We start from the raw sequence: 21,466 nt of genomic DNA, 5'->3' as shown, positions 1-21,466 counted from the left end.
GCCTCCTTGTTGCAGGTTTCAGGGTTGTCCGCCGCTGACCTTACTCCGTCCCGGCCGCGCGCGCAGCGGGGCCGGGCGTCAGCCAGGGGAGGAAACTCAGTTCGTCGGACCCTTGTCGCCGGGCTTGCCGGGAAGCTGGTCGGGAAAGAGTTCGTATTTCTGCTGCTTGTCGGCGGCGACGAAGACGCGTTCGCGCACGATCGAATCCTCGGCCCAGTTGAACATAAAGATCGGCGTTCCCTGCGGGATGTTGGAGAAGCGCTTGTTGATGATCAGGGCGCCGGGGTATTCGGTCAGTCCTATATTGTAGACATGCTCCGTCGAGATTTTCTGGAACGTCTTCATCAGGCTGGCGCGCTCGTCATTGTCCGACGAGGAGACGAACTTGTTGACGATGTCGACAAGCTCCTTTTCGAACGGCATCAGGTCGACCACGCCGCTTTCGGGCGCGCGGTGATCCCAGCTGGTCTTGGGTCCGACGGGCGCGAGTTGCACGGTATTCTGCACGACGGAAGTCAGCTCCTGCTCGTTGCGCCTGATCAGCCAGTCGAAGCGGCCGGAATATTGCGAGGCATCACGCTGGGTGCCGTTGAGGCCGTTGAGCACGACCCTGATGCCAAGCTTTTCCATCTGGCCGACGACGCCTTCGGCGAGGCTCTTGTCTGTGCCGTAGTCATTGTTGACCAGCATCACGATCTCGACATTCTTGCCGCCGGCGGTCCCGGCCGGGAAGTTCACGAAGCCGTCGCCATCCGTATCCTTGAGACCAGCCTTGGCCAGTTCCGCCTTGGCGCCCTCGATGTCGAAGGGATAGTAGACGGTCGAGTTGCGGTCATAGAAGCTGGTGCCCGAGGAAAAGCCACCGGGGTAGATGGCGGTGAACGGCCCCTTGACCAGCGAGTCGCCGAGCGCCTTGCGGTCGAGCGCCATGGTGATGCCCTTGCGGAAGTCCTCATTGCGATTGAGCTCGCGGATCGCCTGGCCGCGTTCGTCGGGATTGCCCCAGCCATTGGCGGAAAAGTTCATGCGCAGATTGTAGCCGATCAGGCGCGGGCCAAAGGCGAGCCGGGCCGGCGCGTCCTTGTCCGCCGCTCGCTTCAGCGAAGCGACGAAATTCTCCGGCTGCTCGAGGTTGGAGAAGTCGGCGGCCCCTGCCACCGCCTGCACGTCGCGGTCGGCCCAGGTCGACAGCTTGTAGTGCAGTTCGTTGAGATAGGGCAGCTGGTTGCCCTTCTCGTCGACCTTCCAGTAGTAGGGATTGCGGCGCAAGACGATGATGTCGTCGGGCCTATACTCCACCGGCACCCAGGCACCCATCACCGGAATGTTCATATATTCCGGCGGGAACGCGTTCTTGAACTGCTCGTAGGTATTCTTCGAGTACTTCGGATGCTGCGGCTTCAGGATATGCGCCGGGCCGGGGCAGAAGGTGCCGTAGGCCATGGCGTAGAGATACTGTTTGGGGAAAGCGTCCTTGAAGGTCCACTCGACGGTGTAGTCGTCGACCTTCTTCAGCGTCGTGCCGACACCGAAGGTTTCCGCTGTGGCGCCGTTCAACGGCGAGACATTGGGGTCGACGACCTCATCGTCCCAGTAGAACATGACATCGTCGGCATTGAAGGCAACGCCGTCAGACCATTTGGCGCCTTCGACCAGGTGCATGGTCAGCGTGTGGCCATCCTTCGACCAGTCCCAGCTCCTGGCGAGGTTGGGCAGCGGCTCGGTGTCCTTGGCCTCGACCTGGAACAAAGGCGCGGTGCGCGTCAGGCATTCCGAAAGGCCGATGTCGATGCCGCCCCATCCTTGGGTCTGGCCGGCGCCATAATTCCAGCCTTCCGGCCGGCCGCCAATGACGTGGCGCATGGTGTCGCCATAAACGCCGATGCCGTCCGGCATGTTGCCGGTCTTGAACACCAGCGGCTCCTTCGGCAGGCGATCCTTGACCGGCGGCAGCTTGCCAGTCTTGACGTATTTCTCGGTGACCCACTCGGGCTCGTGATATTCGGGCAGCGCCTTGAACTCCAGGATGGAATCGCGGGCGACGTATTTGATTTTGCCCTCGGCGGGAAACGCCGCCGGCGCCGGCGGCGTGGTCGGCTCGGACGCGTATGCACTGCCAAGCGCCAATGCCGAGACGCTCAGCGCCAGCCCGGCGAGAATGCCAATTCTTCGCCCGGCGAGAATGCCAATTCCACGAAAGTTCCTCATTGTGTTCCTCCCAGATGTTTCGACGTCTGCTGCTGCTCGCATCTATTCATGACGGCTGATTGGCGAACCGGCCTCCCGCTGTCCGCCTGCCAGCATTCTCAGCCGGCCTGTTTCAGGGCCGTTTTTTCGGCGCGCAGTTCCTCGATCGAGCGCACTTTGCGCCGCGCCGCACCCGCCCAGTCGCGGGTTTTCACCATCGATTTCGAAAGCCGCTCCTTGGCGGCCGGCACGGCATCGGCGTATTGCGGTAGCCAACGCGCCTGGGCGACGACCATCTCGTCGACCATCTGCCAGACCTCTTCCGGCGTCGACACCGCACCCACCAGCGGATCGTGCAGCACCGCGAGCTTGAGCAGGTCAATGTCGCCCGTAACAGCCGCATGCACCGACATCCGCTGAACGTTGATCGAAGCCATGCAGGTGGCCGCGCAGGCTTCCGGCAGCGTGATGCCTGACGCCATGTTGATGCCGAAGCGATCGACGAAACCGGGCGATTCGATGATCGCGTCCTGCGGCAGATTGGTGATGATGCCGGTGTTCTTGACGTTGAAGTGGCCGCGATAGACGCGGTTCGTCTCCAGCGCTTCGAGAATATGGCTGGCATGCTCGTTCGAGCGCTTCGATACGTCGAGCGGCTTCGACGCCGCTTCGAGGAATTGCGGATATTCCGTCTCGAACCAGTTGCGGGTTTCCGTGGAGTAGCGAAGATAGCCGCCGGTCTCGCCATGGATCCAATCGGACATGTCGATCCAGCGGGTGATTTCGTCCGGCCGCTTGCGATACCAGGGCAGATATTCGGAGAGATGACCGTTGCTTTCGGTGGAGTAGACGCCGAAGCGCTTCAGCACGTCGATGCGCAGCTTTTCCTGCTGCGAATAGACCGGATGCGCCTCGAAGGCAGCCACCAGTTCGTCCTTGCCGATCTTGCGGCCGTTGAGCCGCAAATCGATGAACCAGGTTTGGTGGTTGATACCGGAGCAGACATAATCGAGTTCGCTGTGCGACTTGGCGCCGAGCACTTCGGCGATCTGTTCGGCGCCGTGCTGGACACCGTGGCAGAGGCCGACCGTATCGACCTTGCCATATTCGATCGCCGCCCAGGTGTTCATCGCCATCGGGTTGGCATAGTTGAGGAATTTGGCGCCTGGCTCGGCGACCTCCAATATATCCTTGCAGAAGTCGAGGATGACCGGGATGTTGCGCTGGCCGTAGAGGATGCCCCCGGCGCAAATCGTGTCACCGACGCACTGGTCGATGCCGTATTTCAAGGGAATGCGGATATCGTCGGCATAGGCTTCGAGCCCGCCCACCCGCACGCAGCTGATGACGTAGCGCGCGCCTTCCAGCGCCTTGCGGCGGTCGGTCGTCGCCGTCACCCTGGTCGGCAGCTTGTTGGCCTCGACGATGCGGTCGAGGATCGCCTTGATCATTTGCAGATTGTGTTCGCTGAGATCGGTCAGCGCGAATTCGATGTCGCTGAATTCCGGGACGCACAAAATATCGGTGAACAGCTTCTTGGTGAAGCCCACGCTGCCGGCGCCGATAATAGCGATTTTGAAACTCATCACCTCACCTCGATGCATTCGAATGCCGGGTAAGGAGCAACAGGAAAGGGAATGGCGGCTCGCCTCGGCGCGCATGCCATTCGAGCCGGAATTCCGGCTCGTTCTCCTCCCCGCCCGCTCCTCGACCGCGGGTCTTTCGCGTTCTCAGGATTTGGATTATGCCGTTATTCCAGGGCGCGGCCAGAGAACGATTATGCTTTCGAGGGTAATTTTGTGCTGCATGATCTGATCGCCAACGGACAGTTGATGCGCACCATCTCGCTGCCGCGCGGCCGCCAGCGCCTGCATGCCATGCCAACCAGCACCGGCTATGAAGTACGCGAGGGCGTGACCTATGACTGGGATGGGCGCAAGCGCGGCCAGACACCGTTCACCGTGCTGCAGCACACGATCAGCGGCACCGGCCAGCTGCGCTACGAGAACCGCAACTACCGCCTGCAGGCCAACGACACGCTGCTGGTGCTGGTGCCACACAACCATCGCTACTGGCTGGAGAAGGGCGACCGCTGGGAATATTTCTGGATCTCGATGAATGGCGAGGAGGCGCTGCGCGTCCACAAATCCATACTCAGCGTCTCCGGCCCGGTGTTTCGGCTGCAGCCGGAGACGATCGATCATCTCGCCGATTGCAGCCTGCGCCTGATCAAGGGCGGCGCTTCGCCTGGCGCTGCTTCGGCAATCGCCTATGAGGCGGCGATGGCGCTTTACGACGATGTCTTCGGCTCGCACGCCTTCACTGAGAAACAGAGCGTCATGCAGCCGGTCATCGATCATATCAACGCCAATCTCGACAAGCCCTTGCCCGTGGCCGAGCTCGTCCAGATCAGCGGCCTCAGCCGCGCCCATTTCTCGCGCTGCTTCGCCGAGAGCGAAGGCGTTCCGCCGGCCGAGTTCGTGCTGCAGCAGCGGCTGCAGCGGGCGGCGAAGCTGCTAACCAAAGCCGATTTCCTGCCGGTCAAGGAGGTCGCCATCCTGTGCGGCTTCGAGGACGCCAACTATTTCTCGAAAGTCTTCCGCCGGCTCTACGGCATCAACCCGACGCAGTTCCGTACCACCGGCATGTATGCCAGCCTGGGCAGCCTTCGATAGGATTACCCGATGCGGTTGCCGCTTGCGGGATCGAACAGATGCAGCGCCGCCGGATCGGCAGACAGCCGCACCGTATCGCGCGGTTGGATAGTGCTGCGTCCCATGACGAAGACACAAACCAGCTGGTTGGCGAGCCGGACATAGAACTGCGTCGACAGGCCGAGCGGCTCGACCACCTCGACTTCTGCCTTGAGCGGACCATCGTCGGCAAGCTGGATGTGCTCTGGCCGTAGCCCGACAGTAAGCACATCGCCATCCTTCAACGGCAAGCCATCAGGCAACCGCAGCTTCTGGCCGTCGGCCAGCACCGCGTCCACCTTGCCGCCCTTGGCCACTGTCGCCGGAAAGAAATTCATGCCGGGCGAGCCGATGAAGCCGGCCACAAAAGTATTGATCGGCCGATCGTAGAGTTCGAGCGGATGGCCGACCTGCTGCACATAGCCGTCATGCATGACGACGATGCGGTCGGCCATAGTCATGGCTTCGATCTGGTCGTGGGTGACATAGACCGATGTGGTCTTGAGCTGCTGGTGCAGCGCCTTGATCTCGGCGCGCATATGCACGCGCAATTTGGCGTCGAGATTGCTGAGCGGCTCGTCGAACAGAAACACTTTGGGATCGCGCACGATGGCACGGCCCATGGCGACGCGCTGGCGCTGGCCGCCGGACAGTTGCCTGGGCAGACGGCCGAGGAAACTGTCGAGGCCGAGGCGCTTGGCCGCCGCCCCTACCCTGCCGTCGATCGTCGTCTTCTCCGCCTTCTTCAAAAGCAGGCTGAAACCCATATTCGACGACACATCCATGTGCGGATAGAGCGCGTAGGACTGGAACACCATGGCAATATCGCGGTCCTTCGGCGCGACATCGTTGACCAGCCGATCGCCGATATGGATCTCGCCGCCCGACACCTCCTCCAGCCCGGCAATCATGCGCAAAAGGGTCGACTTGCCGCAGCCGGACGGGCCGACCAGCACGACGAACTCGCCATCGGCGATCTCGAGGTCGACGCCGTGCAGGATGCGCAGCGAACCGTAATCCTTCTCGACGTTTTGCAGCGTGACGGAAGCCATCGATTATCCTTTGACCGCGCCGGCGGTGAGGCCGGTGACGAGATAGCGTTGCAGGAAGGCGAAGAAGATGCAGACCGGGATCAGCGCCAGGATCGACGCCGCCATCATCTGCCCCCAGTCCACGGCGAACTTGCCGATATAGGTGAGCAGGCCGACGGCAAAGGTCTTCTGGTCGTCGCTGGAGATCAGCATCAGCGCGAACAGCAATTCGCTCCAGGCGGCGGTGAAGACGAAGCCGAGCGTGGCGCCCATGCCGGGCAAGGTCAGCGGCACGATCACCTTGCGCATCGCCTGCGCCCGCGTGCAGCCGTCGATCATCGCCGCTTCCTCCAGATCCTTCGGAATGCCGTCGAAGAAGGACTGCATTAGAAAGGTGGCGAAGGCGGTGTTGAAGGCGGTGTAGATGATGATCAGACCAACCAGACTGTTGGTCAGGCCAAGCTCGCCCATGACGCGGTAGATCGGCGGAATGACCATCACCAGCGGGAAGGTTTGCGTCAGCAAAAGCATGATCGCCAGCGTTGCCTTGCCGCGAAAGGTGAAGCGCGACATGGCGTAACCGGCGAGCGTGGCGATGACTGTCACCAGGGCCGCCGTCGACACCGAGACGATAACGCTGTTGAGGAAATAGCGGGGGAAGTCAGAGGCTTCCAGGACAGTGATGAAGTTGCGGAAGGTGGTCTGCGACGGCCACAGCGTGATGCCCTCGGAATAGAGCAGCCGCTCCGGCGTTACCGAAATCTTCAGCGTCCAGAAGATCGGAAACAGCGCAAAGATCATATAGGCGGCAATCGCCGCGTAGAGGCCGATGCCGCTGAAGATGCGCGAGGAGGTGGAGCGTCCGGCAATCATCAGACGTGCCTCACCAGCAAGCGGCGGATGGCGATCAGCGCGATCGCATAGGCGATCAGCAAGATCAAGAGCAGCACCGCCACCGCGGAGGCATAGCCCTTGTCCAGCGACTTGAAGGCACTGACATAGATGTAGACCGGCACCGTGCTGGTCGAGCCTGCCGGCCCGCCCTCGGTCATGACAAAGATCAGATCGGCGAAGGTGGCGATCCAGATCGTACGCAGCATGACGGTGATGACGATGGTCGGCGCCAGGAACGGCAGCGTCACCTTGGTGAAGCGCTGCCAGGGCGAAGCGCCGTCGATTGCGGCCGCCTCATGCAGTTCCGACGGGATCGACTTCAGCGCCGCCAGCAGGGTGATGGCGAAGAACGGAATGCCGAACCAGATGTTGGCGATGATCGGCCCCCACATGGCCGTGGCCGGATCGGACAGCACATTGGTCGGCTCGGCCTTCAGCCCGAGCGTGAAGAGCCAATGCGGCAGTGGTCCGATGATCGGATTGAACAGCCACGCCCAGGTCAGGCCCGACAGGAAAGATGGCACCGCCCAGGGCAGGAACACCACCGCCTGCACGAACTTGCGCCCGACAAACGGTTTGTCGAGCAGCAACGCCAGACCCAGGCCGAGGAAGAACTGGAAGAACAGGCTGGCGACGGTCCACCACAGCGTGTTGACCAGCGCCTGCCCGAGCACCTGGTCGGTCAGCATCGCCTGATATTGGCCTAGACCGACATATTCGGATTTGAAGGCGGAGAATTTGCGGAAGGAATAGCTGATGCCGATGATCAACGGCACCAACAGCACCACGACCAGCAGAACGATCGCCGGCGAAAGATAAAGCCAGGGCTCGATTGCTGCATGCGTCAGCCGCTTCTTTCGCGGCCGGCCGGCGGATCGTATTTCGGACACGGCATAAGTCATTAGCGCTCAACAATCATGGGTGGGTGCCGACAGCGGCAACAGCACCCTTCTCCCCGTTCACGGGGAGAAGATGCCGGCAGGCAGATGAGGGGCGGCGCCAGCCTTGGGGTGCTCGCGCTGCCCCTCATCCGGGCCTGTCTATGCATGTCGTTGTCCCAAAACCGCTACGCACTTTTGGGCGACATGCATTCGGGCCACCTTCTCCCCGTAAACGGGGAGAAGGTGGAAGAACTACTTCTTGTTCTTGGCCAGCCAGTCCTGCTGTTCCTTGGTCAGGAACGCGGCCCATTGATCGGCAACGTCCTTGGCCGACTTCTGGCCGAGCAGCACTTCCTGGAAATTCTTGATCGCCACCTGGTCGACGAAATTGCCGAGGTTCTCCAGATGTGTCGGCGGCGTCACCATTTCATATTTGGAAGTGTCGCTGAGTTCGGTGAACCAGCCTTTGAACTGCTCGGTCTTGAAGTGGGCATCCTGGTCGGCGCCATTGTGGATCGGCACGACGCCGACTTCCTTGGCCCATTCGAGATTGTCCTTGGGCGACAACAGCGTCGCCATCAGCTTCCAGGCATCGTCCTTGTGCTGCGAATTGGCGAACATCGCCCAGCCGGCATAGCCCAGCGTCGGATAGGATTTGCCGCTTGGCCCCACAGGCAGCGGCGCCACGGCAAAATCGTCGGCACTCATCTTGTCGGCAATGCCGATCAGCGCATCCGGATCCTGGTTGAGCATGGCGCAGGTGCCGGAATAGAAGCCGGTGACGGTCTCGTTAAAGCCCCAGCTCACCGCATCCTTGGGCGCCAGCCCGTCCTTGTACATGTCGGCCAGCATCTGCAGGCCCTTGACCGAGCCCTCCTCGTTGATGGTCGAGGTGCCGTCCTCGTTGAAGTAGCCGCCCTTGCCAGCGGCGATGTTCATGAACATGTGCATGCCGTTGAAGGCGCCCGGGCCACCGCGCAGGCAGTAGCCGTACTTGCCCGGAATGGCGGAGATCTTCTTGGAGTCGGCGATGAAGTCGTCGAGCGTCGCCGGCGGGCCGTCGAGACCGGCCTCCTTGAACAGCTTCTTGTTCCAGAACAGCGCATTCACATAGTAGCCGTACGGGATCATGAACTGGGTGTTGTTGACGGTCGAGCCGAATTGCTTGGCGCGGTCGCCCAGCGTCTTGGCGTCGTCCCATTTGGCCATGTAAGGGCCGAGATCCTCGAGCTGGCCGTTGGTGGCGTACAGGCCCATCCAGCGCTCCGGCATCTCGACGATGTCGGGCGTATCGCCGGCCTGCACCATGGTGAGGAATTTCTCGAAGGCCTGCCCCCAGGGCAGCGAGACCACCTCGACCTTGACGCCGGCATTGGCGGCCTCGAACTCGGCGATCTGCTTCTTCAGGAATTCGGTGCGCTGCGGGCTGGTGATGACCTCGACCAGCTTGAGGGTGGTGTCGGCCAATGCGCCGCTGGCGGACATCGCCAGGCCGGCAGCGGTGGCAAGCATGATGCTCAGTCGTTTCATGTTCAGAACTCCCATTTTGAACCCAGTCATTTTTTTGCTTTGTCGAAGGCCTGGCCGATGTCGGCCCAGAGGTCTTCGACGCTTTCCAATCCGACATTGAAGCGGACGGTTCGGGGGCTGACGCCGAAGCGCGCCATCGAATTGAGACCCGGTGTCTGCTCGAGCGAGGCCTTTGCCGGCACGACGAGGCTTTCATGACCGCCCCAGCTGACGCCGATGCGGAAAAATTTCAGCGCATCGACGAAAGCGGGAATGTCGACATCCTCCGTCACCTCGAAGGAGAACAGCCCGGCATAGCCGGCAAGCGTCTTCTTGCCGGGATGGTTGGAATAGGCGGGATGATTGACCCGCTCGACCTTGTCATGCGCCTTCAAGCGCTCGGCGATGATGAGCCCGCTCTTCATGTGATGCGGCAGTCTCAGCGGCAGCGTGCGCAGGCCGCGCAACAGCAGCCAGCCCTCGAAGGGCGACAGCTTTGCGCCAAGCTGCGAGTAGGTCTGGTCGTTGATGTGCTTGATATGGGCGGCCGAGCCCGCCACCACACCGGCGACGGTATCGCTGTGGCCGCCGAGATATTTCGAGGCCGAGTGCAGCACCAGATCGACGCCGTGCAGGATCGGCTTCTGGAACACCGGCGTCGCCCAGGAATTGTCGATTGTGGTGACGATGCCCTGCTCTTTCGCCAGCCGCGTCAGATGTTCGAGATCCTGCAGCTCGAACATCATCGAGGTCGGGCTTTCCAGGTAGAGCAGTTTCGCACCGGGAAGTGCCGCGGCCACCGCATCCGGATCGGAGCCGTCGACATAGTCGACCTTGATATGCAGGCGCGGAAACAGCCGCTCGAACAGTCGGTAGGCGTCGCCATAGCAATTGCGCACCGCAAGGATGCGTTCGCCTGCGCCGACGAAAGCCAGCAACGTCGCGCTGATCGCAGCCATGCCGCTCGAAAAACCACGCGCGGCTTCAGCACCTTCAAGCGCTGCGACGCGCGACTCGAATTCCATCACCGTCGGATTGTCGCCGCGCGAATAGATCGGCTGTTTCCTGCGCCCGGCAAAGGTGTCGGCCATGTCGGCATAGCTGGCGAAGGTGAACAGCGAGGTCTGGTAGATCGGCGGCACCACCGCATTGCCGGGGAACGGGTCGTCATGCGCCAGAAGCGTCGCCGCCTCGGCGAGATAGTCGCTGCCGGAAATGCCGGGGTCGAAGCTGTGCTCGTTCATGTGCGGACCGAAAGTTTGAGGTTGGCGGCGCCGCGCTTCAAATCGTCCTCGACCGTGGCGATCAGCTTCAGCGCTTCGGCCCGGGCGCCTTCCGGATCGTGCGCGGCGATGCAGTCGAACATGGTGCGGTGGTAGGGAAAGCTTGCGTGGCCGAAATCGCGCACGCCGAGCGGATGTTCCCAGAAGCGGTGGAACAGTTCGTGCATGGCGGCGATAATCTGCTCGAACAGCGGATTGCCGCAGGCGCGGTAGATCGCCTGATGGAATTCCCAGTCCTCTTCCGACGACATGCCGGCGCGGCTGAGAAACTCTTCCTCCATGATGTCGAGCTTGCGCTCGATCTCGGCGAGGTCGTCCTTGTCGGCACGAATGGCGCAAAGGGCGGCGGCTTCCGCTTCCAGCGCGCGGCGGATTTCCAGCGTGCGCATCAGGCCGGTGAAATCATTTCCGCCGGCAAGCGTCAGCGGCATGTGCAGCATGTCGAGCGAGACGGCGGCCTTGAGATAGGTGCCCGAGCCCTGCCGGCGCTCGACCAGGCCAAGCCCTTCCCAGCGCGTCAGCGCCTCGCGCACCGTGTTGCGGCTGACCTTCAGACGCTCAGCGAGGATGCGTTCGGTCGGCAGCCTCTCACCGGGTTCCAGCTTCTCGCGCATGACGAAGCCGGCCAACGCCTTCAGCACCGCGTCGTCGCGGGCCGTCGTCTGGATCGGCGGAAGGCTGAATTCGGTCACCGGGGCTATTACCGAAGTGGTTCAATGGTCCAACCAATTTCTGCACAGACGAAGGGACCTGTCAACAGTGGAAACGCAGCGAGGCCGAAGGGCCAGGGGATGCACCTTCGGCCTTGCTGCTTCAGCCGTGGATGCGCGCCGGCGCAGCGGCGGCGCGAGCCTCGCGCCAGCGAGCGAAGATTGCCTCGCGAACCCGCCTCGAACCAGAGAGGCGCTTTTTTGCCTGCGCCAGCACCGCAGGCGACGCCTCGGCGGGCGTGCCGGACCGAAAGGGAGGAGCCGGGGCGTATTCGAGCGAGAGCTGCACGATCTCGGCCTCCTCCTGTCCAAGCAGCCTCGCAACCAGCGCCAGGCCGAAGTCGATCCCCGAAGTGACGCCGCCGGCGGTGATGAGCTTGCCGTCTTCGACGATACGCTCGTCGACCGGGATCGCTCCGAACTCCTCAAGGAAATCATGCGCATACCAGTGCGTGGTCGCGCGCTTGCCCCTCAGCAGTCCGGCCGCCCCAAGCACCAGGGCACCGCTGCAAACGGAGGTGATGTAGCGCACCTGCCCCGCGCGCTCCCACACGAAATCGAGGACTGTCTGGTCCTCCAGCAGCGCGTTGACCCCGCCCCCGCCAGGAATGCACAGCACGTCGAGGGGCCGGCAATCGTCAAAGGTCGCGGTTGGCGTCAGCGAGAGGCGCGTCGATGACGTCACCGGGTTGCGATCCTTCCAGATCAGTTCCACCTCGGCATCCTTGGCCGATGCCAGGACTTCGTATGGGCCGGTGAGGTCGAGTTGTTGGACGTCGGGGAATACGAGGATGCCGAAACGAAGGGGCATGGAAATCTCCGTGGGTTGACTTCCGGCAATCTACGGCATCATGGTTTGGCACGATTGCCATTCATCCCTCGCTTCGGGCCAAACCAATGCGCCGTATCGAAGTACTTGCCTATCCCGACATCCAGCTCCTCGACGTCAGCGGACCGCTGCAGGTCTTTGCCAGCGCCAATGATTTCAAAAGGCAGGCCGGCGAACCGGCTCCTTACGAGGTCGTGGTCGTCGCCGCCTCACCGCGCATCCGGACATCGGCCGGTCTCGTGCTGGAGGCAGCAGTGCTGCCGGCGAACGGAGGTAAGATCGACACGCTGGTCGTGCCCGGCGGATGGGGCGTCAACGCGGCCTGCGACGATCCCGTGCTGATCCAGTGGATCGCCAGCCGCTCGCGCGATGCCACGCGAACCGCTTCCGTCTGCAGCGGCGCCATGCTGCTGGCGACGGCTGGCCTGCTCGACGGGCGTCGCGCGGTGACCCATTGGGGACGCTGCGCGGAGTTCGCCCGCCGCTTTCCCGCGGTCCGCCTCGAACCTGACCCGATCTTCATTCGTGACGGCAATGTCTGGACATCAGCTGGTGTAACGGCGGGGATCGATCTCGCCCTCTCCCTCGTCGAGGCCGACCTTGGCCGGCACACGGCGCTTGCCGTGGCGCGCGAATTGGTGGTCTTCCTGAAACGTCCCGGTGGCCAGGCGCAATTCAGCCAGACCCTCAAGCTGCAGCAAGGCGACGGACGCTTCGACCGGCTGCATGGCTGGATCCTCGAAAATCTGGCCGGTGACCTGTCGCTCACGCAGTTGGCCGACCACGCCAATATGAGCCCGCGCAGCTTCTCGCGGCGCTATCGCGAGGCCACCGGCCGGACACCTGCCCGCGCGATCGAGGAGATCCGGATCGAGGCGGCGCGGCGGATGCTGGAGCGGGGCCAGCCCGTCAACCAGACGGCCCGCCGCTGCGGTTTCGGCTCGGAAGAAACCATGCGGCGCGGCTTTCTGCGCGTGCTGGGCACCAACCCGCGCGCCTATCGCGAGCGTTTCTGATCGCTACGGCTTGCGCCATTAAGCCGGCGGTCGACGCCGTAGAAATAGAGCCTCTCCAGCGTTCAGGCGGGATGCTGTAGCTGGCTGAGCCCGCCATCGACGACGAGGGTCGCCGCGTTCATGAACGGGCACTCCTCAGAAATCATGAACACAGCGGCCAGCGCGATCTCGCGCGCCGAGGCGATGCGGCCGCCGGGATGCAGCGCCAGCGTCCTGGCGCGCGCCGCAACCGAATCGGCAAAACTGTTCCAATAGTCGGTCGCCTTCTGCGTCTCGACATAACCGGGCGCCAGCGCGTTCACGCGCACGCCCTGCCCGGCATATTCCAGCGCCAGCGATTTGGTCAGCCCAAGCAGCGCGTGCTTGGCCACGGGATAAGGGAAGGTATGAGGGATGATGGTGAAGCTGTGCGTCGAGGCGATGTTGAGGATCGCGCCACCGCCATTTGCGATCATTCCTGGCAGCACCGCCTTGGCGCAGTTCCAGGCGCCCTTGACGTTGACGTCGAAATTGCGGTTCCACTCCTCCTCGGTCGCCTCGAGCGGCGTCGAGAACACATTCATCCCCGCATTGTTGATCAGCGCGTTGATCGGCCCGATCGCGTCGGTCGCCCGGCTGACGGCAGCGGCAATCGCGGCCCCGTCGCTGATGTCGGCTGCGGTATGTCCGACATGGCCCCGCGGTGCGGCAAGGCCGGCGACCGTTTTGTCCAGCAGCGCGCCGTCGCGATCGACCAGGAACAGCTTTGCCCCTTCGGCCAGGCAGGCCTCGGCGATGGCAACCCCGATGCCTTGCGCGGCGCCGGTGAGGAAGATGCGTTTGCCGGACAGGCGCTCAGCCATGGCTGTCACTCCACTGGAAGACGGATCAGCGCCGGCCCAGTGCCGACGAACGCAGATTGTCGAGCAAAACGGCAAGCAGCAGGATCACGCCGCGCACAATGTACTGGTAGAAGGCTGGGATGTTGAGCAGGTTCATGGCGTTTTCGGCAATGCCCATGATCAGCACGCCGACGATGACGCCCGACATGGTGGCGCGGCCTCCGGCAAGCGAGACGCCGCCGAGCACGCAGGCCGAGATGACCGAGAGTTCAAGCCCGACCGCCGCATTGGGCTGGCCCGACGTGATGCGCGAGGCCAAAAGGATGCCGGCGATGCCACAGACCACGCCTTGCAGAGCAAAGATCCAGATGCGCGTCCAGTCGACATTGACGCCCGCCAGGCGCGAGGCCTCCGGGTTGCCGCCGATGGCCAGCGTGTTCTTGCCGAAGACGGTACGATTGAGGACAAAACCGAAGATGCAGAACAGCACGGCCAGGACCCAGACCGGCGTCGGAATGCCGAACAGCTTGGATAGCGCCAGTTGGTAGAAATCCGGGCTGTTGATGCCGACGGCGCGGCCATCGGATGCGATCAGCGCAAGGCCGCGCACGATCTGCATGGTGGCAAGCGTCGTGATCAGCGCGTTGATGCGGAATTTGGCGATGACGACGCCATTGATGAAGCCGACGAAGGCGCCGCAGGCGATTGCCGCGAGAAGCCCGAGCAGGATCGAACCGGTATAGTTCGACGCCATTACCGCGACCATGCCAGCAAAGGCGACGATGGAGCCGACCGAGAGGTCGAAGTCACGCGCGGCAAGGCAGAACATCATCGTGCAGGCGACAATGCCGACGGTGACCACCGACTGCAGCAGGCCGAGCATGTTGCGGTCGGTGAGGAAGTTCGGCACCAGCAGCGACACCAGCACGAAGGCGACGATGAAGATGACGACGAGGCCCTGTTCGCCGAGCAGGATCTTCTTCAACTGATCGGTCATGGCAAAGATCCTCAGGATGCGATCGCGTCGGGGGTTTTCTGATCGGGAAGAGCGGCGGCCAGGATCGCTTTTTCGGCGAACTGGTCGCGCGCGAGTTCGGCGCTGATGCGCCCGCCGCACATCACCAGGATGCGGTCGCAAATGCCCATCACTTCCGGCAGTTCGGACGAGACGACGACGATCGCCATGCCGTCTTCGGCAAGCTGGTAGAGCAGTTCGTAGATTTCCGCTTTGGCGCCGACATCGATACCGCGTGTCGGCTCGTCGACGATAAGCACGCGCACGCCCTGCTCCGACAGCCAGCGGCCGAGAATGACCTTCTGCTGGTTGCCACCGGAGAGGTTGATGATGTCCTGCTTGCGCGATGGCGTGCGGACCTTGAGCTTCTTAATGAAGGTCTCGGCGGTGGCGATCTCGCTAGCGCGGTTCAGGATTCCGAAGCGTGTGTGATGACGCCGCGACGAGATGTTGATGTTCTCCTCGATCGAGCGGCCCTGGATGATGCCGTCATGCTTGCGGTCTTCCGAGCACAAAACGATCCCGGCGCGGATCGCGTCATGCGGATCGGTGGCATGCACGACCTTGCCATCAACGGTAATGGTGCCACCTGAGCGGGGGTCGGCGCCGAACACCAGCCGCATCAGTTCCGAGCGCCCCGCGCCGATCAGGCCGAAGAAGCCGACGATCTCGCCCGCCCTCGCCTCGAAGCTGGCGGGCGTCGTCAGTTTTACTCCGCAAACAGCGTCGACCTTCAGCCGGACATCGCCGGCCGGGCGTGGGCGAAACCCCCAGATATCGGAGATTTCGCGGCCGACCATTTCGGCGACGACCTGGTCGCGTGTGACGTTTTTCAGCGACGCATGGTGCGCCGCGAGCTTGCCGTCGCGCAGCACGGTCAGGCTGTCGCAGAGGCGGAACACTTCGTCCAGCCGGTGCGAGACATAGATGATGACCTTGCCCTCGCCGCGCAGGCGGTCGATCAGGGCAAACAGGATTTCGCTTTCGCGCGACGACAATGACGAGGTCGGCTCGTCCAGAGCGATGACGCGCGCGTCGAGCATGATCGCCTTGGCGATCTCGACCATCTGGCGCTCGCCGATCGACAGCGTCTTGACCTTGCGGCTGATATCGATGTCGATGCCGGCTGATTTCAGCTTGGCGCCAACATCGTCCAGCATCCTGGCACGGGCGATGATGCCGGCGTTGGCGGGGAAGCGGCCGAGGCTGAGGTTTTCGGCAACAGTGAGCTCGGGAACCAGCTGCAGTTCCTGGTGGATGACGATGACGCCATTGTCGAAGGCATCTCGCGTCGTTGCATAGGCTTGCATCTTGCCGTCGATGAGGATCTCGCCGTCATCGGCATGCTGGTCGCCGGACAGGATCTTGATCAGCGTGGATTTGCCGGCGCCGTTCTCGCCCATCAGGCCGTGCACGGCGCCCTTGTCGACGCCGAACGAGACGTCCGACAGCGCCTTGACGCCCGGATAGGTCTTGGTGATTTCCGAGAAGTCGAGAAAGGACATGGGGCGCCTATCCTTTTGCCATGCCAAACAGGCGGCTACTGTGAGCCGCCGCCTGTTTGTACAGGGAGGATTATTCGATGCCGAGACCCTTGCGGACCGTCTGGTAGTCGTCGCGCTTGGCCAGCGCACCGGCGGTCAGGATGAGCTTCTCGGGTTCCTTGTTGTTGGCGACCCAGTCATACATGTTGAGCGCAGTCTCGTAGCCGTGACGCTTCGGCGAGATGATCACCGTGCCGACGAAGCCGGTGGCGGTCGGCTTCTTGAACTCGTTGATCGCCGAATCCGCGCCGCCAATGCCGACGCCGATCACGTTTTCGGCCGGGATGCCGACGCTTTCGGAAGCGCGCACGGCGCCGAGAACGGCTTCGTCGTTGAGGCCGAAGGAGACCCACTTCTTGATGTCGGCATGGGCGTTGAGTACCACCGTCGCCGCATTGAGCGCAGCCTCGGTATCGGTCTTGGCCTGCGGCGCGTCAAAGATGTTTTCGGCCTTGAAGCCGTTGGCCTTCAGCACCGAAATGGCGCCTTCGACCCGGTCGACGGCGGTCGGCAACTGATCATAGGAGACGCGGATGGCGCCGACCTCGTCGGCCTTCCAGCCGCGCGCCTTCATTTCGTCGACGATCGCCTGGCCGACGGCCTCGCCGATCTTGGTCGCCGAAATGCCCATATGCGGCACGTCTTCCAGCGCCTTCCCGTCTGCGCCGACCAGACGGTCATCAACCGTCATCAGCTTGAGATTGTTGGCGGCGGCCTTGGCGACGATGCCGGGGCCGAGCTTAACATCAGGCGTGCAGACGATGAAGCCTTGCGCGCCCTGCGCGCCGAGATTGTCGATCGCCGACATCAGCTTCTCACCGTCCTCGGCGCCGATCTTGACCAGGGTAAAACCCTTCTCCTTGGCGGCCTGGTCGGCGAACTTCCATTCGTCCTGGAACCACGGCTCCTCGGGCTGTTTGACGATAAAACCTATCTTGGTGTCCTGAGCATATGCAGCGATGGTCGTGACGGACAGCACGGCAAGCGCGCCCGCGACGAGCGCGGTCTTCAGAAGTCGCATGATTACCTCCCAGCGATGGCCGGGCGCTCAGCCCGGATGCAGAGTCTCTAATTCTTTTTATCATACTCGTCAATTGATCTGGTATGATAATTGAGCTACATGCTCTGACCAGGGATCGCTGGCGTAAATCCTCCGCATCCGGTAAGGCCGGAGACGCGAGATCAGTGGTTTCGCCGCCTTGGAGGAGGGCTGAGGTGACCGAAACTTCGAAGAAGGCATCAGGCGACACCCGCCGCCCGCGCGTCATGCCCGATGTGACCAAGGCGCTTGCCTCAGACATCTTTTCCGGACGCTATCCCGCCGGCTCGTCCCTGCCGACCGAAAACGAACTCGGCGTCGAATATGGCGTCAGCCGCACCGTCATCCGCGAGGCGCTGAAGGTGCTGGCCGCCAAGGGGCTGGTGCTGTCGCGGCCGCGCATCGGCACGGTTGTATGTGAACAGGACAACTGGAACATCATCGACCCGCAGGTGCTGGCCTGGCACGCGCCGCATGCGCTGGACGACAAATTGTTCGACGCCATCCTCGAAACGCGCCGCGCCATCGAACCTCTGGTAGCTGAACTGGCGGCGACTCGTGCGACGCTGCAGGAGATCGCCGATCTCGAAGCCGCCTGGCGCGGCATGGCCAATGCCGGCGAGGATCTCGCCGCCTTCTCGCGCTCCGACATCACCTTCCACCAGATCGTCTATGCTGCGAGTCACAACCCGATCTTCCGCCAGATCGGCAATCTGATCGACACCGGGCTGAAATTCTCGCTCGAAGCAACGGCGACCATTTCGCTCGCCCGGCGCATGGAAGCGGTGGCGGCGCACCGTGAGGTGGTGGAGGCGCTGCGCATGCGCGATGCCGCGGCGGCGCGTGCGGCGGCAGGCCGGATCCTCGACCTTGCGGCGCGCGACCTGGTCAGCGCCAAGAAACTCAAGAACAACTGAGACCAGCATGAAAATCATCTCGCTCACCACCTACATCGTCCCGCCGCGCTGGCTGTTCCTGAAGATCGAGACGGATGCCGGCGTCACCGGCTGGGGCGAGCCTGTCGTCGAAGGCCGTGCGCTGACAGTCGAGGCAGCGGTCAAGGAACTTGGCGATTATCTGATCGGCAAGGACCCGCGCCTGATCGAGGACCATTGGACGGTGATGCATCGCGGCGGCTTCTACCGCGGCGGGCCGATCCTGATGAGCGCCATTGCCGGAATCGACCAGGCGCTGTGGGACATCAAGGGCAAGGCGCTCGGCGTGCCTGTGCATGAACTGCTCGGCGGCAAGTTGCGCGACAGCATCAAGGTCTATTCCTGGATCGGCGGCGACCGGCCGGCGGAAGTGGCTGCTGGCGCCAGGGAGGTCGTTTCGCGCGGTTTCCAGGCGCTGAAGATGAATGGCACCGAGGAACTGCAGATCGTCGACAGCCATGACAGAATAGATGCGGCTGTCGAACGAGTCGCCATGGTGCGCGAGGCCGTTGGGTCCAACATTGGCATCGCCGTCGATTTCCACGGCCGCGTCCACCGGCCGATGGCGCGCATGCTGGTCAAGGAGTTGGAACCCTACCGGCTGATGTTCATCGAGGAGCCGGTGCTCAGCGAAAACCGCGAGGCGCTGAAGGAGATCGCAGCGCTGGGCTCGACGCCGATCGCGCTCGGCGAGCGTCTTTACAGCCGCTGGGATTTCAAGTCGGTGTTCGAGCAAGGCGCCGTCGATATCATCCAGCCGGACCTGTCGCATGCCGGCGGCATCACCGAATGCCGCAAGATCGCGGCGATGGCCGAGGCCTATGACATTGCGGTGGCGCCACACTGCCCGCTCGGGCCGATCGCGCTTGCCGCCTGCCTGCAGCTCGATGCCGTCAGCTACAACTGCTTCATCCAGGAACAGAGCCTCGGCATCCACTACAACGCCGCAAACGATTTGCTCGATTATGCCGCCAACAAGGACGTCTTTCGCTACGAGGATGGCTATGTCGCAATCCCCGATGGTCCCGGCCTCGGCGTCGAGATCGACGAGGACTACGTCAAGGAAAGGGCCAAGGAAGGCCACCGCTGGCGCAACCCGGTCTGGCGTCACAAGGACGGCTCCTTCGCCGAGTGGTAGCCCGGCCGACCTTGCGGCCAGGCCTTCAGGACCTCGAGCTCAATTTCGCGGTGGCGCCAGCGTAACGCAGGCCTCTGATGTGCCGCAGCGCCGAGCACCAGCGCATGGGAACCGTCGGCGCCGGCAAGCCGCAAACGGCTGACCGCCTGGGTTGCGGCAAGCGATCGAAAGCAGTCGCTATCCATGGAACATGGCGGATGTCCTGTTCTCATCGACCTTTTCTTGGCCCGCCAGCCGCGTCACCTGCCCGCGGCGTGCCGGCCTGCGTTCCTGCCGGAGAAGATGCAGCTGCCGAGAAATGTCCCTTCCAGCGCATTGTAGCCGTGATAGCCGCCGCCACCGCCGCCGGCCACCTCGCCTGCCGCATAGAGCCCGGCAATGGGTTCGCCATTGCCGTCGAGAACCTGCGAATTGAGATTGGTGTGCAGGCCGCCAAGCGTTTTGCGCGTCAGGATGTTGAGGCGCACCGCGATCAGCGGCCCGTGCCTGGGATCGAGTATCTTGTGCGGCTTGGTCACCCGGAAGATCTTGTCGCCAATGTAGTTGCGGGCGCCGCGGACGGCTGTGACCTGCGCATCCTTGGTATAGGCATGGTCGACCTCGCGATCGCGCGCCACGATCTGCGCCTTGAGCCGGTCGTAGTCGAGCAGATTGTCGCCTGACAGCGCGTTCATGCCGGCGACCAAGTCGGCCAGGTTGTCGCGGACGACGAAGTCCTCGCCCTTTTCCAGGAACGCTGCCACCGATGGTGGCGCCTTGCCGCCGCGCCGGTTCTTCAGCACGGCCCGCCAATCCTTGGCCGTAAAGTCTAGGTTTTGCTCCGAACCCGACAGCACGAACTCCTTCGAAGCGATCGTCTTGCTCAGCACGAACCAGGAATAATCGTGTCCCGTCGACAGGATACGCTTCAAGGTGCCGAGCGAATCGAAGCTCGGGAAGAACGGCGCCTCCATGCGTTGTCCCAGAGCATCGAACCATAGCGGCGACGGCGCCGACAGGATGCGGATGCCGTGGTTCGGCCAGATCGGATTCCAGTTCTTGATCCCCTCGACATAGTGCCACATGCGGTCGGCGTTGATGACGGCCCCGCCGGCGTCCTGGGTGATCGCCACCATGCGGCCGTCGACATGGTGCGGCACGCCGGCAACCATACGCTTCGGCGCTGGCCCCAGCCGCCCGACCGGCCAAACCTTGCGAACCAACTCATGATTGCCGCCGATGCCGCCCGAGGTGACGATCACGACACCGGCCGAAAGGTCGAAATCGCCGACGGCCGTGCGGCTCGACTGCTTGCCGCGCTCGACATCGGATGCCTCCAGGATTTCGCCCGCGACGCCGGTGACCGCGCCGTTGGTCTTGATCAGCCGGCTGACCTGATGACGGAATTTCAAAGTGATCAGCCCTTTGGCGACGTGCTCGCGCACGCGCCTTTCGAACGGCGCGACCACGCCCGGCCCAGTGCCCCATGTCAGGTGGAAGCGCGGCACTGAATTGCCGTGGCCATTGGCCAGCGCGCCGCCGCGCTCGGCCCAGCCGACCACCGGCCACCAGCGCATGCCCATGGCGTAGAGCCACGGCCGCATCTCGCCGGCGGCGAAATCGACATAGGCTTCCGCCACTTTCCTTGGCCAATGGTCCTCGGGCCGGTCGAACTGGGCAGAACCCAGCCAATCCTGCCAGGCGAGGTCGCGGCTGTCCTTGATGCGCAGGCGGCGCTGCTCGGGCGTGTTGACCAAAAACAGGCCGCCGAGCGACCAGAATGCCTGGCCGCCGAGAAAACCGCCACCCTCTTGCTCGACGATGATCACGCGCTTTCCGGCATCGCCGAGTTCCGCGGCTGCGGCCAGGCCGGCCAGCCCGCCGCCGACGATGATTGCATCCGTGTCAGCCATTGTCGTAACTCCTGTCCCGGCTTGTTGTTTTTGACATCGGATGCTCGTT

Annotated in this window: 18 protein-coding genes; 4 read left to right on the top strand and 14 right to left on the bottom strand. The window is 63.0% G+C overall.

Features of this window, described 5'->3' with window-relative positions; all coding sequences use genetic code 11:
- Nucleotides 1-96: 96 nt before the first annotated feature.
- Nucleotides 97-2,208, bottom strand: a complete 2,112-nt coding sequence (locus X730_RS150405) for an ABC transporter substrate-binding protein (RefSeq protein ID WP_023725460.1) — start codon at nucleotides 2,206-2,208, stop codon at nucleotides 97-99.
- A gap of 98 nt (nucleotides 2,209-2,306) precedes the next feature.
- Nucleotides 2,307-3,773, bottom strand: coding sequence for an alpha-glucosidase/alpha-galactosidase (locus tag X730_RS150410; protein ID WP_023687911.1), 1,467 nt, complete (start codon nucleotides 3,771-3,773; stop codon nucleotides 2,307-2,309).
- Between the two features lie 213 nt (nucleotides 3,774-3,986).
- Here X730_RS150410 and X730_RS150420 point away from each other — a divergent pair, with 213 nt between their 5' ends.
- Complete coding sequence (locus tag X730_RS150420; RefSeq protein WP_023687910.1) at nucleotides 3,987-4,862, top strand: AraC family transcriptional regulator; 876 nt, start codon at nucleotides 3,987-3,989, stop codon at nucleotides 4,860-4,862.
- 2 nt (nucleotides 4,863-4,864) lie between these two features.
- Here X730_RS150420 and ugpC read toward each other — a convergent pair whose 3' ends face one another.
- From ugpC to X730_RS150455, 7 genes are all read right to left on the bottom strand, one after another.
- Nucleotides 4,865-5,932, bottom strand: coding sequence for a sn-glycerol-3-phosphate ABC transporter ATP-binding protein UgpC (ugpC, locus tag X730_RS150425; RefSeq protein WP_023826424.1), 1,068 nt, complete (start codon nucleotides 5,930-5,932; stop codon nucleotides 4,865-4,867).
- 3 nt (nucleotides 5,933-5,935) lie between these two features.
- A complete protein-coding gene (locus tag X730_RS150430; protein ID WP_023668128.1) occupies nucleotides 5,936-6,784 on the bottom strand; it encodes a carbohydrate ABC transporter permease in 849 nt (282 codons plus the stop codon).
- The gene (locus X730_RS150435; RefSeq protein WP_023748105.1) at nucleotides 6,784-7,707 is read right to left on the bottom strand and encodes a sugar ABC transporter permease; all 924 of its coding nucleotides are present in this window, start codon (nucleotides 7,705-7,707) and stop codon (nucleotides 6,784-6,786) included. The genes X730_RS150430 and X730_RS150435 overlap by 1 nt, the downstream gene beginning before the upstream one ends.
- Before the next feature lie 231 nt (nucleotides 7,708-7,938).
- Complete coding sequence (locus X730_RS150440) at nucleotides 7,939-9,216, bottom strand: sugar ABC transporter substrate-binding protein (protein ID WP_023685297.1); 1,278 nt, start codon at nucleotides 9,214-9,216, stop codon at nucleotides 7,939-7,941.
- 26 nt (nucleotides 9,217-9,242) lie between these two features.
- On the bottom strand, nucleotides 9,243-10,439 hold the full coding sequence (locus X730_RS150445) for a PLP-dependent transferase (RefSeq protein WP_023826423.1): 1,197 nt from the start codon (nucleotides 10,437-10,439) through the stop codon (nucleotides 9,243-9,245).
- Complete coding sequence (locus tag X730_RS150450; protein ID WP_023668124.1) at nucleotides 10,436-11,170, bottom strand: FadR/GntR family transcriptional regulator; 735 nt, start codon at nucleotides 11,168-11,170, stop codon at nucleotides 10,436-10,438. The genes X730_RS150445 and X730_RS150450 overlap by 4 nt, the downstream gene beginning before the upstream one ends.
- 121 nt (nucleotides 11,171-11,291) lie before the next feature.
- Nucleotides 11,292-11,999, bottom strand: a complete 708-nt coding sequence (locus X730_RS150455) for a DJ-1/PfpI family protein (RefSeq protein ID WP_023691357.1) — start codon at nucleotides 11,997-11,999, stop codon at nucleotides 11,292-11,294.
- A gap of 86 nt (nucleotides 12,000-12,085) precedes the next feature.
- On the opposite strand from X730_RS150455, the gene X730_RS150460 reads away from it, so the two are divergent.
- A complete protein-coding gene (locus X730_RS150460; protein ID WP_023712134.1) occupies nucleotides 12,086-13,033 on the top strand; it encodes a GlxA family transcriptional regulator in 948 nt (315 codons plus the stop codon).
- 62 nt (nucleotides 13,034-13,095) lie between these two features.
- On the opposite strand, the gene X730_RS150465 is transcribed toward X730_RS150460, so the two are convergent.
- The 4 genes from X730_RS150465 to X730_RS150480 form a co-directional block, all read right to left on the bottom strand.
- Complete coding sequence (locus X730_RS150465) at nucleotides 13,096-13,875, bottom strand: SDR family oxidoreductase (RefSeq protein ID WP_023714595.1); 780 nt, start codon at nucleotides 13,873-13,875, stop codon at nucleotides 13,096-13,098.
- Between the two features lie 25 nt (nucleotides 13,876-13,900).
- Entirely contained in the window at nucleotides 13,901-14,851 is a 951-nt protein-coding gene (gene araH / locus X730_RS150470) for an L-arabinose ABC transporter permease AraH (RefSeq protein ID WP_023687901.1), read from the bottom strand.
- A gap of 11 nt (nucleotides 14,852-14,862) precedes the next feature.
- Nucleotides 14,863-16,374 carry an L-arabinose ABC transporter ATP-binding protein AraG gene (araG, locus tag X730_RS150475; protein WP_023712137.1) on the bottom strand — a complete coding sequence of 504 codons (1,512 nt, stop codon included), beginning with the start codon at nucleotides 16,372-16,374 and terminating at the stop codon, nucleotides 14,863-14,865.
- 70 nt (nucleotides 16,375-16,444) lie between these two features.
- The gene (locus X730_RS150480; RefSeq protein WP_023668118.1) at nucleotides 16,445-17,434 is read right to left on the bottom strand and encodes an arabinose ABC transporter substrate-binding protein; all 990 of its coding nucleotides are present in this window, start codon (nucleotides 17,432-17,434) and stop codon (nucleotides 16,445-16,447) included.
- Nucleotides 17,435-17,679: 245 nt separating this feature from the next.
- Between X730_RS150480 and X730_RS150485 the strand changes: the two genes are divergently transcribed.
- Together X730_RS150485 and dgoD are read left to right on the top strand one after the other, a co-directional pair.
- Nucleotides 17,680-18,369 (top strand): FadR/GntR family transcriptional regulator, encoded by a 690-nt coding sequence (locus tag X730_RS150485; protein ID WP_245259915.1) that lies wholly within the window; start codon nucleotides 17,680-17,682, stop codon nucleotides 18,367-18,369.
- 7 nt (nucleotides 18,370-18,376) lie between these two features.
- The gene (dgoD, locus tag X730_RS150490) at nucleotides 18,377-19,525 is read left to right on the top strand and encodes a galactonate dehydratase (RefSeq protein ID WP_023668116.1); all 1,149 of its coding nucleotides are present in this window, start codon (nucleotides 18,377-18,379) and stop codon (nucleotides 19,523-19,525) included.
- Nucleotides 19,526-19,764: 239 nt separating this feature from the next.
- On the opposite strand, the gene X730_RS150495 is transcribed toward dgoD, so the two are convergent.
- Nucleotides 19,765-21,417, bottom strand: a complete 1,653-nt coding sequence (locus tag X730_RS150495; protein WP_023826422.1) for an FAD-binding dehydrogenase — start codon at nucleotides 21,415-21,417, stop codon at nucleotides 19,765-19,767.
- Nucleotides 21,418-21,466 lie beyond the last annotated feature (49 nt).

This window comes from Mesorhizobium sp. L103C131B0, assembly GCF_000502275.1.
Lineage (GTDB): Bacteria > Pseudomonadota > Alphaproteobacteria > Rhizobiales > Rhizobiaceae > Mesorhizobium.
This window is presented reverse-complemented; position numbering and strand designations above follow the sequence as displayed.

Bases quoted from the DNA above. Each gene is read 5' to 3' on its own strand.
- X730_RS150405 (WP_023725460.1), bottom strand. From the start codon at position 2,208: ATGAGGAACTTTCGTGGAATTGGCATTCTCGCCGGGCGAAGAATTGGC.
- X730_RS150410 (WP_023687911.1), bottom strand. From the start codon at position 3,773: ATGAGTTTCAAAATCGCTATTATCGGCGCCGGCAGCGTGGGCTTCACC.
- ugpC (WP_023826424.1), bottom strand. From the start codon at position 5,932: ATGGCTTCCGTCACGCTGCAAAACGTCGAGAAGGATTACGGTTCGCTG.
- X730_RS150430 (WP_023668128.1), bottom strand. From the start codon at position 6,784: ATGATTGCCGGACGCTCCACCTCCTCGCGCATCTTCAGCGGCATCGGC.
- X730_RS150435 (WP_023748105.1), bottom strand. From the start codon at position 7,707: ATGACTTATGCCGTGTCCGAAATACGATCCGCCGGCCGGCCGCGAAAG.
- X730_RS150440 (WP_023685297.1), bottom strand. From the start codon at position 9,216: ATGAAACGACTGAGCATCATGCTTGCCACCGCTGCCGGCCTGGCGATG.
- X730_RS150445 (WP_023826423.1), bottom strand. From the start codon at position 10,439: ATGAACGAGCACAGCTTCGACCCCGGCATTTCCGGCAGCGACTATCTC.
- X730_RS150455 (WP_023691357.1), bottom strand. From the start codon at position 11,999: ATGCCCCTTCGTTTCGGCATCCTCGTATTCCCCGACGTCCAACAACTC.
- X730_RS150460 (WP_023712134.1), top strand. From the start codon at position 12,086: ATGCGCCGTATCGAAGTACTTGCCTATCCCGACATCCAGCTCCTCGAC.
- X730_RS150465 (WP_023714595.1), bottom strand. From the start codon at position 13,875: ATGGCTGAGCGCCTGTCCGGCAAACGCATCTTCCTCACCGGCGCCGCG.
- araH (WP_023687901.1), bottom strand. From the start codon at position 14,851: ATGACCGATCAGTTGAAGAAGATCCTGCTCGGCGAACAGGGCCTCGTC.
- araG (WP_023712137.1), bottom strand. From the start codon at position 16,374: ATGTCCTTTCTCGACTTCTCGGAAATCACCAAGACCTATCCGGGCGTC.
- X730_RS150480 (WP_023668118.1), bottom strand. From the start codon at position 17,434: ATGCGACTTCTGAAGACCGCGCTCGTCGCGGGCGCGCTTGCCGTGCTG.
- X730_RS150485 (WP_245259915.1), top strand. From the start codon at position 17,680: ATGCCCGATGTGACCAAGGCGCTTGCCTCAGACATCTTTTCCGGACGC.
- dgoD (WP_023668116.1), top strand. From the start codon at position 18,377: ATGAAAATCATCTCGCTCACCACCTACATCGTCCCGCCGCGCTGGCTG.
- X730_RS150495 (WP_023826422.1), bottom strand. From the start codon at position 21,417: ATGGCTGACACGGATGCAATCATCGTCGGCGGCGGGCTGGCCGGCCTG.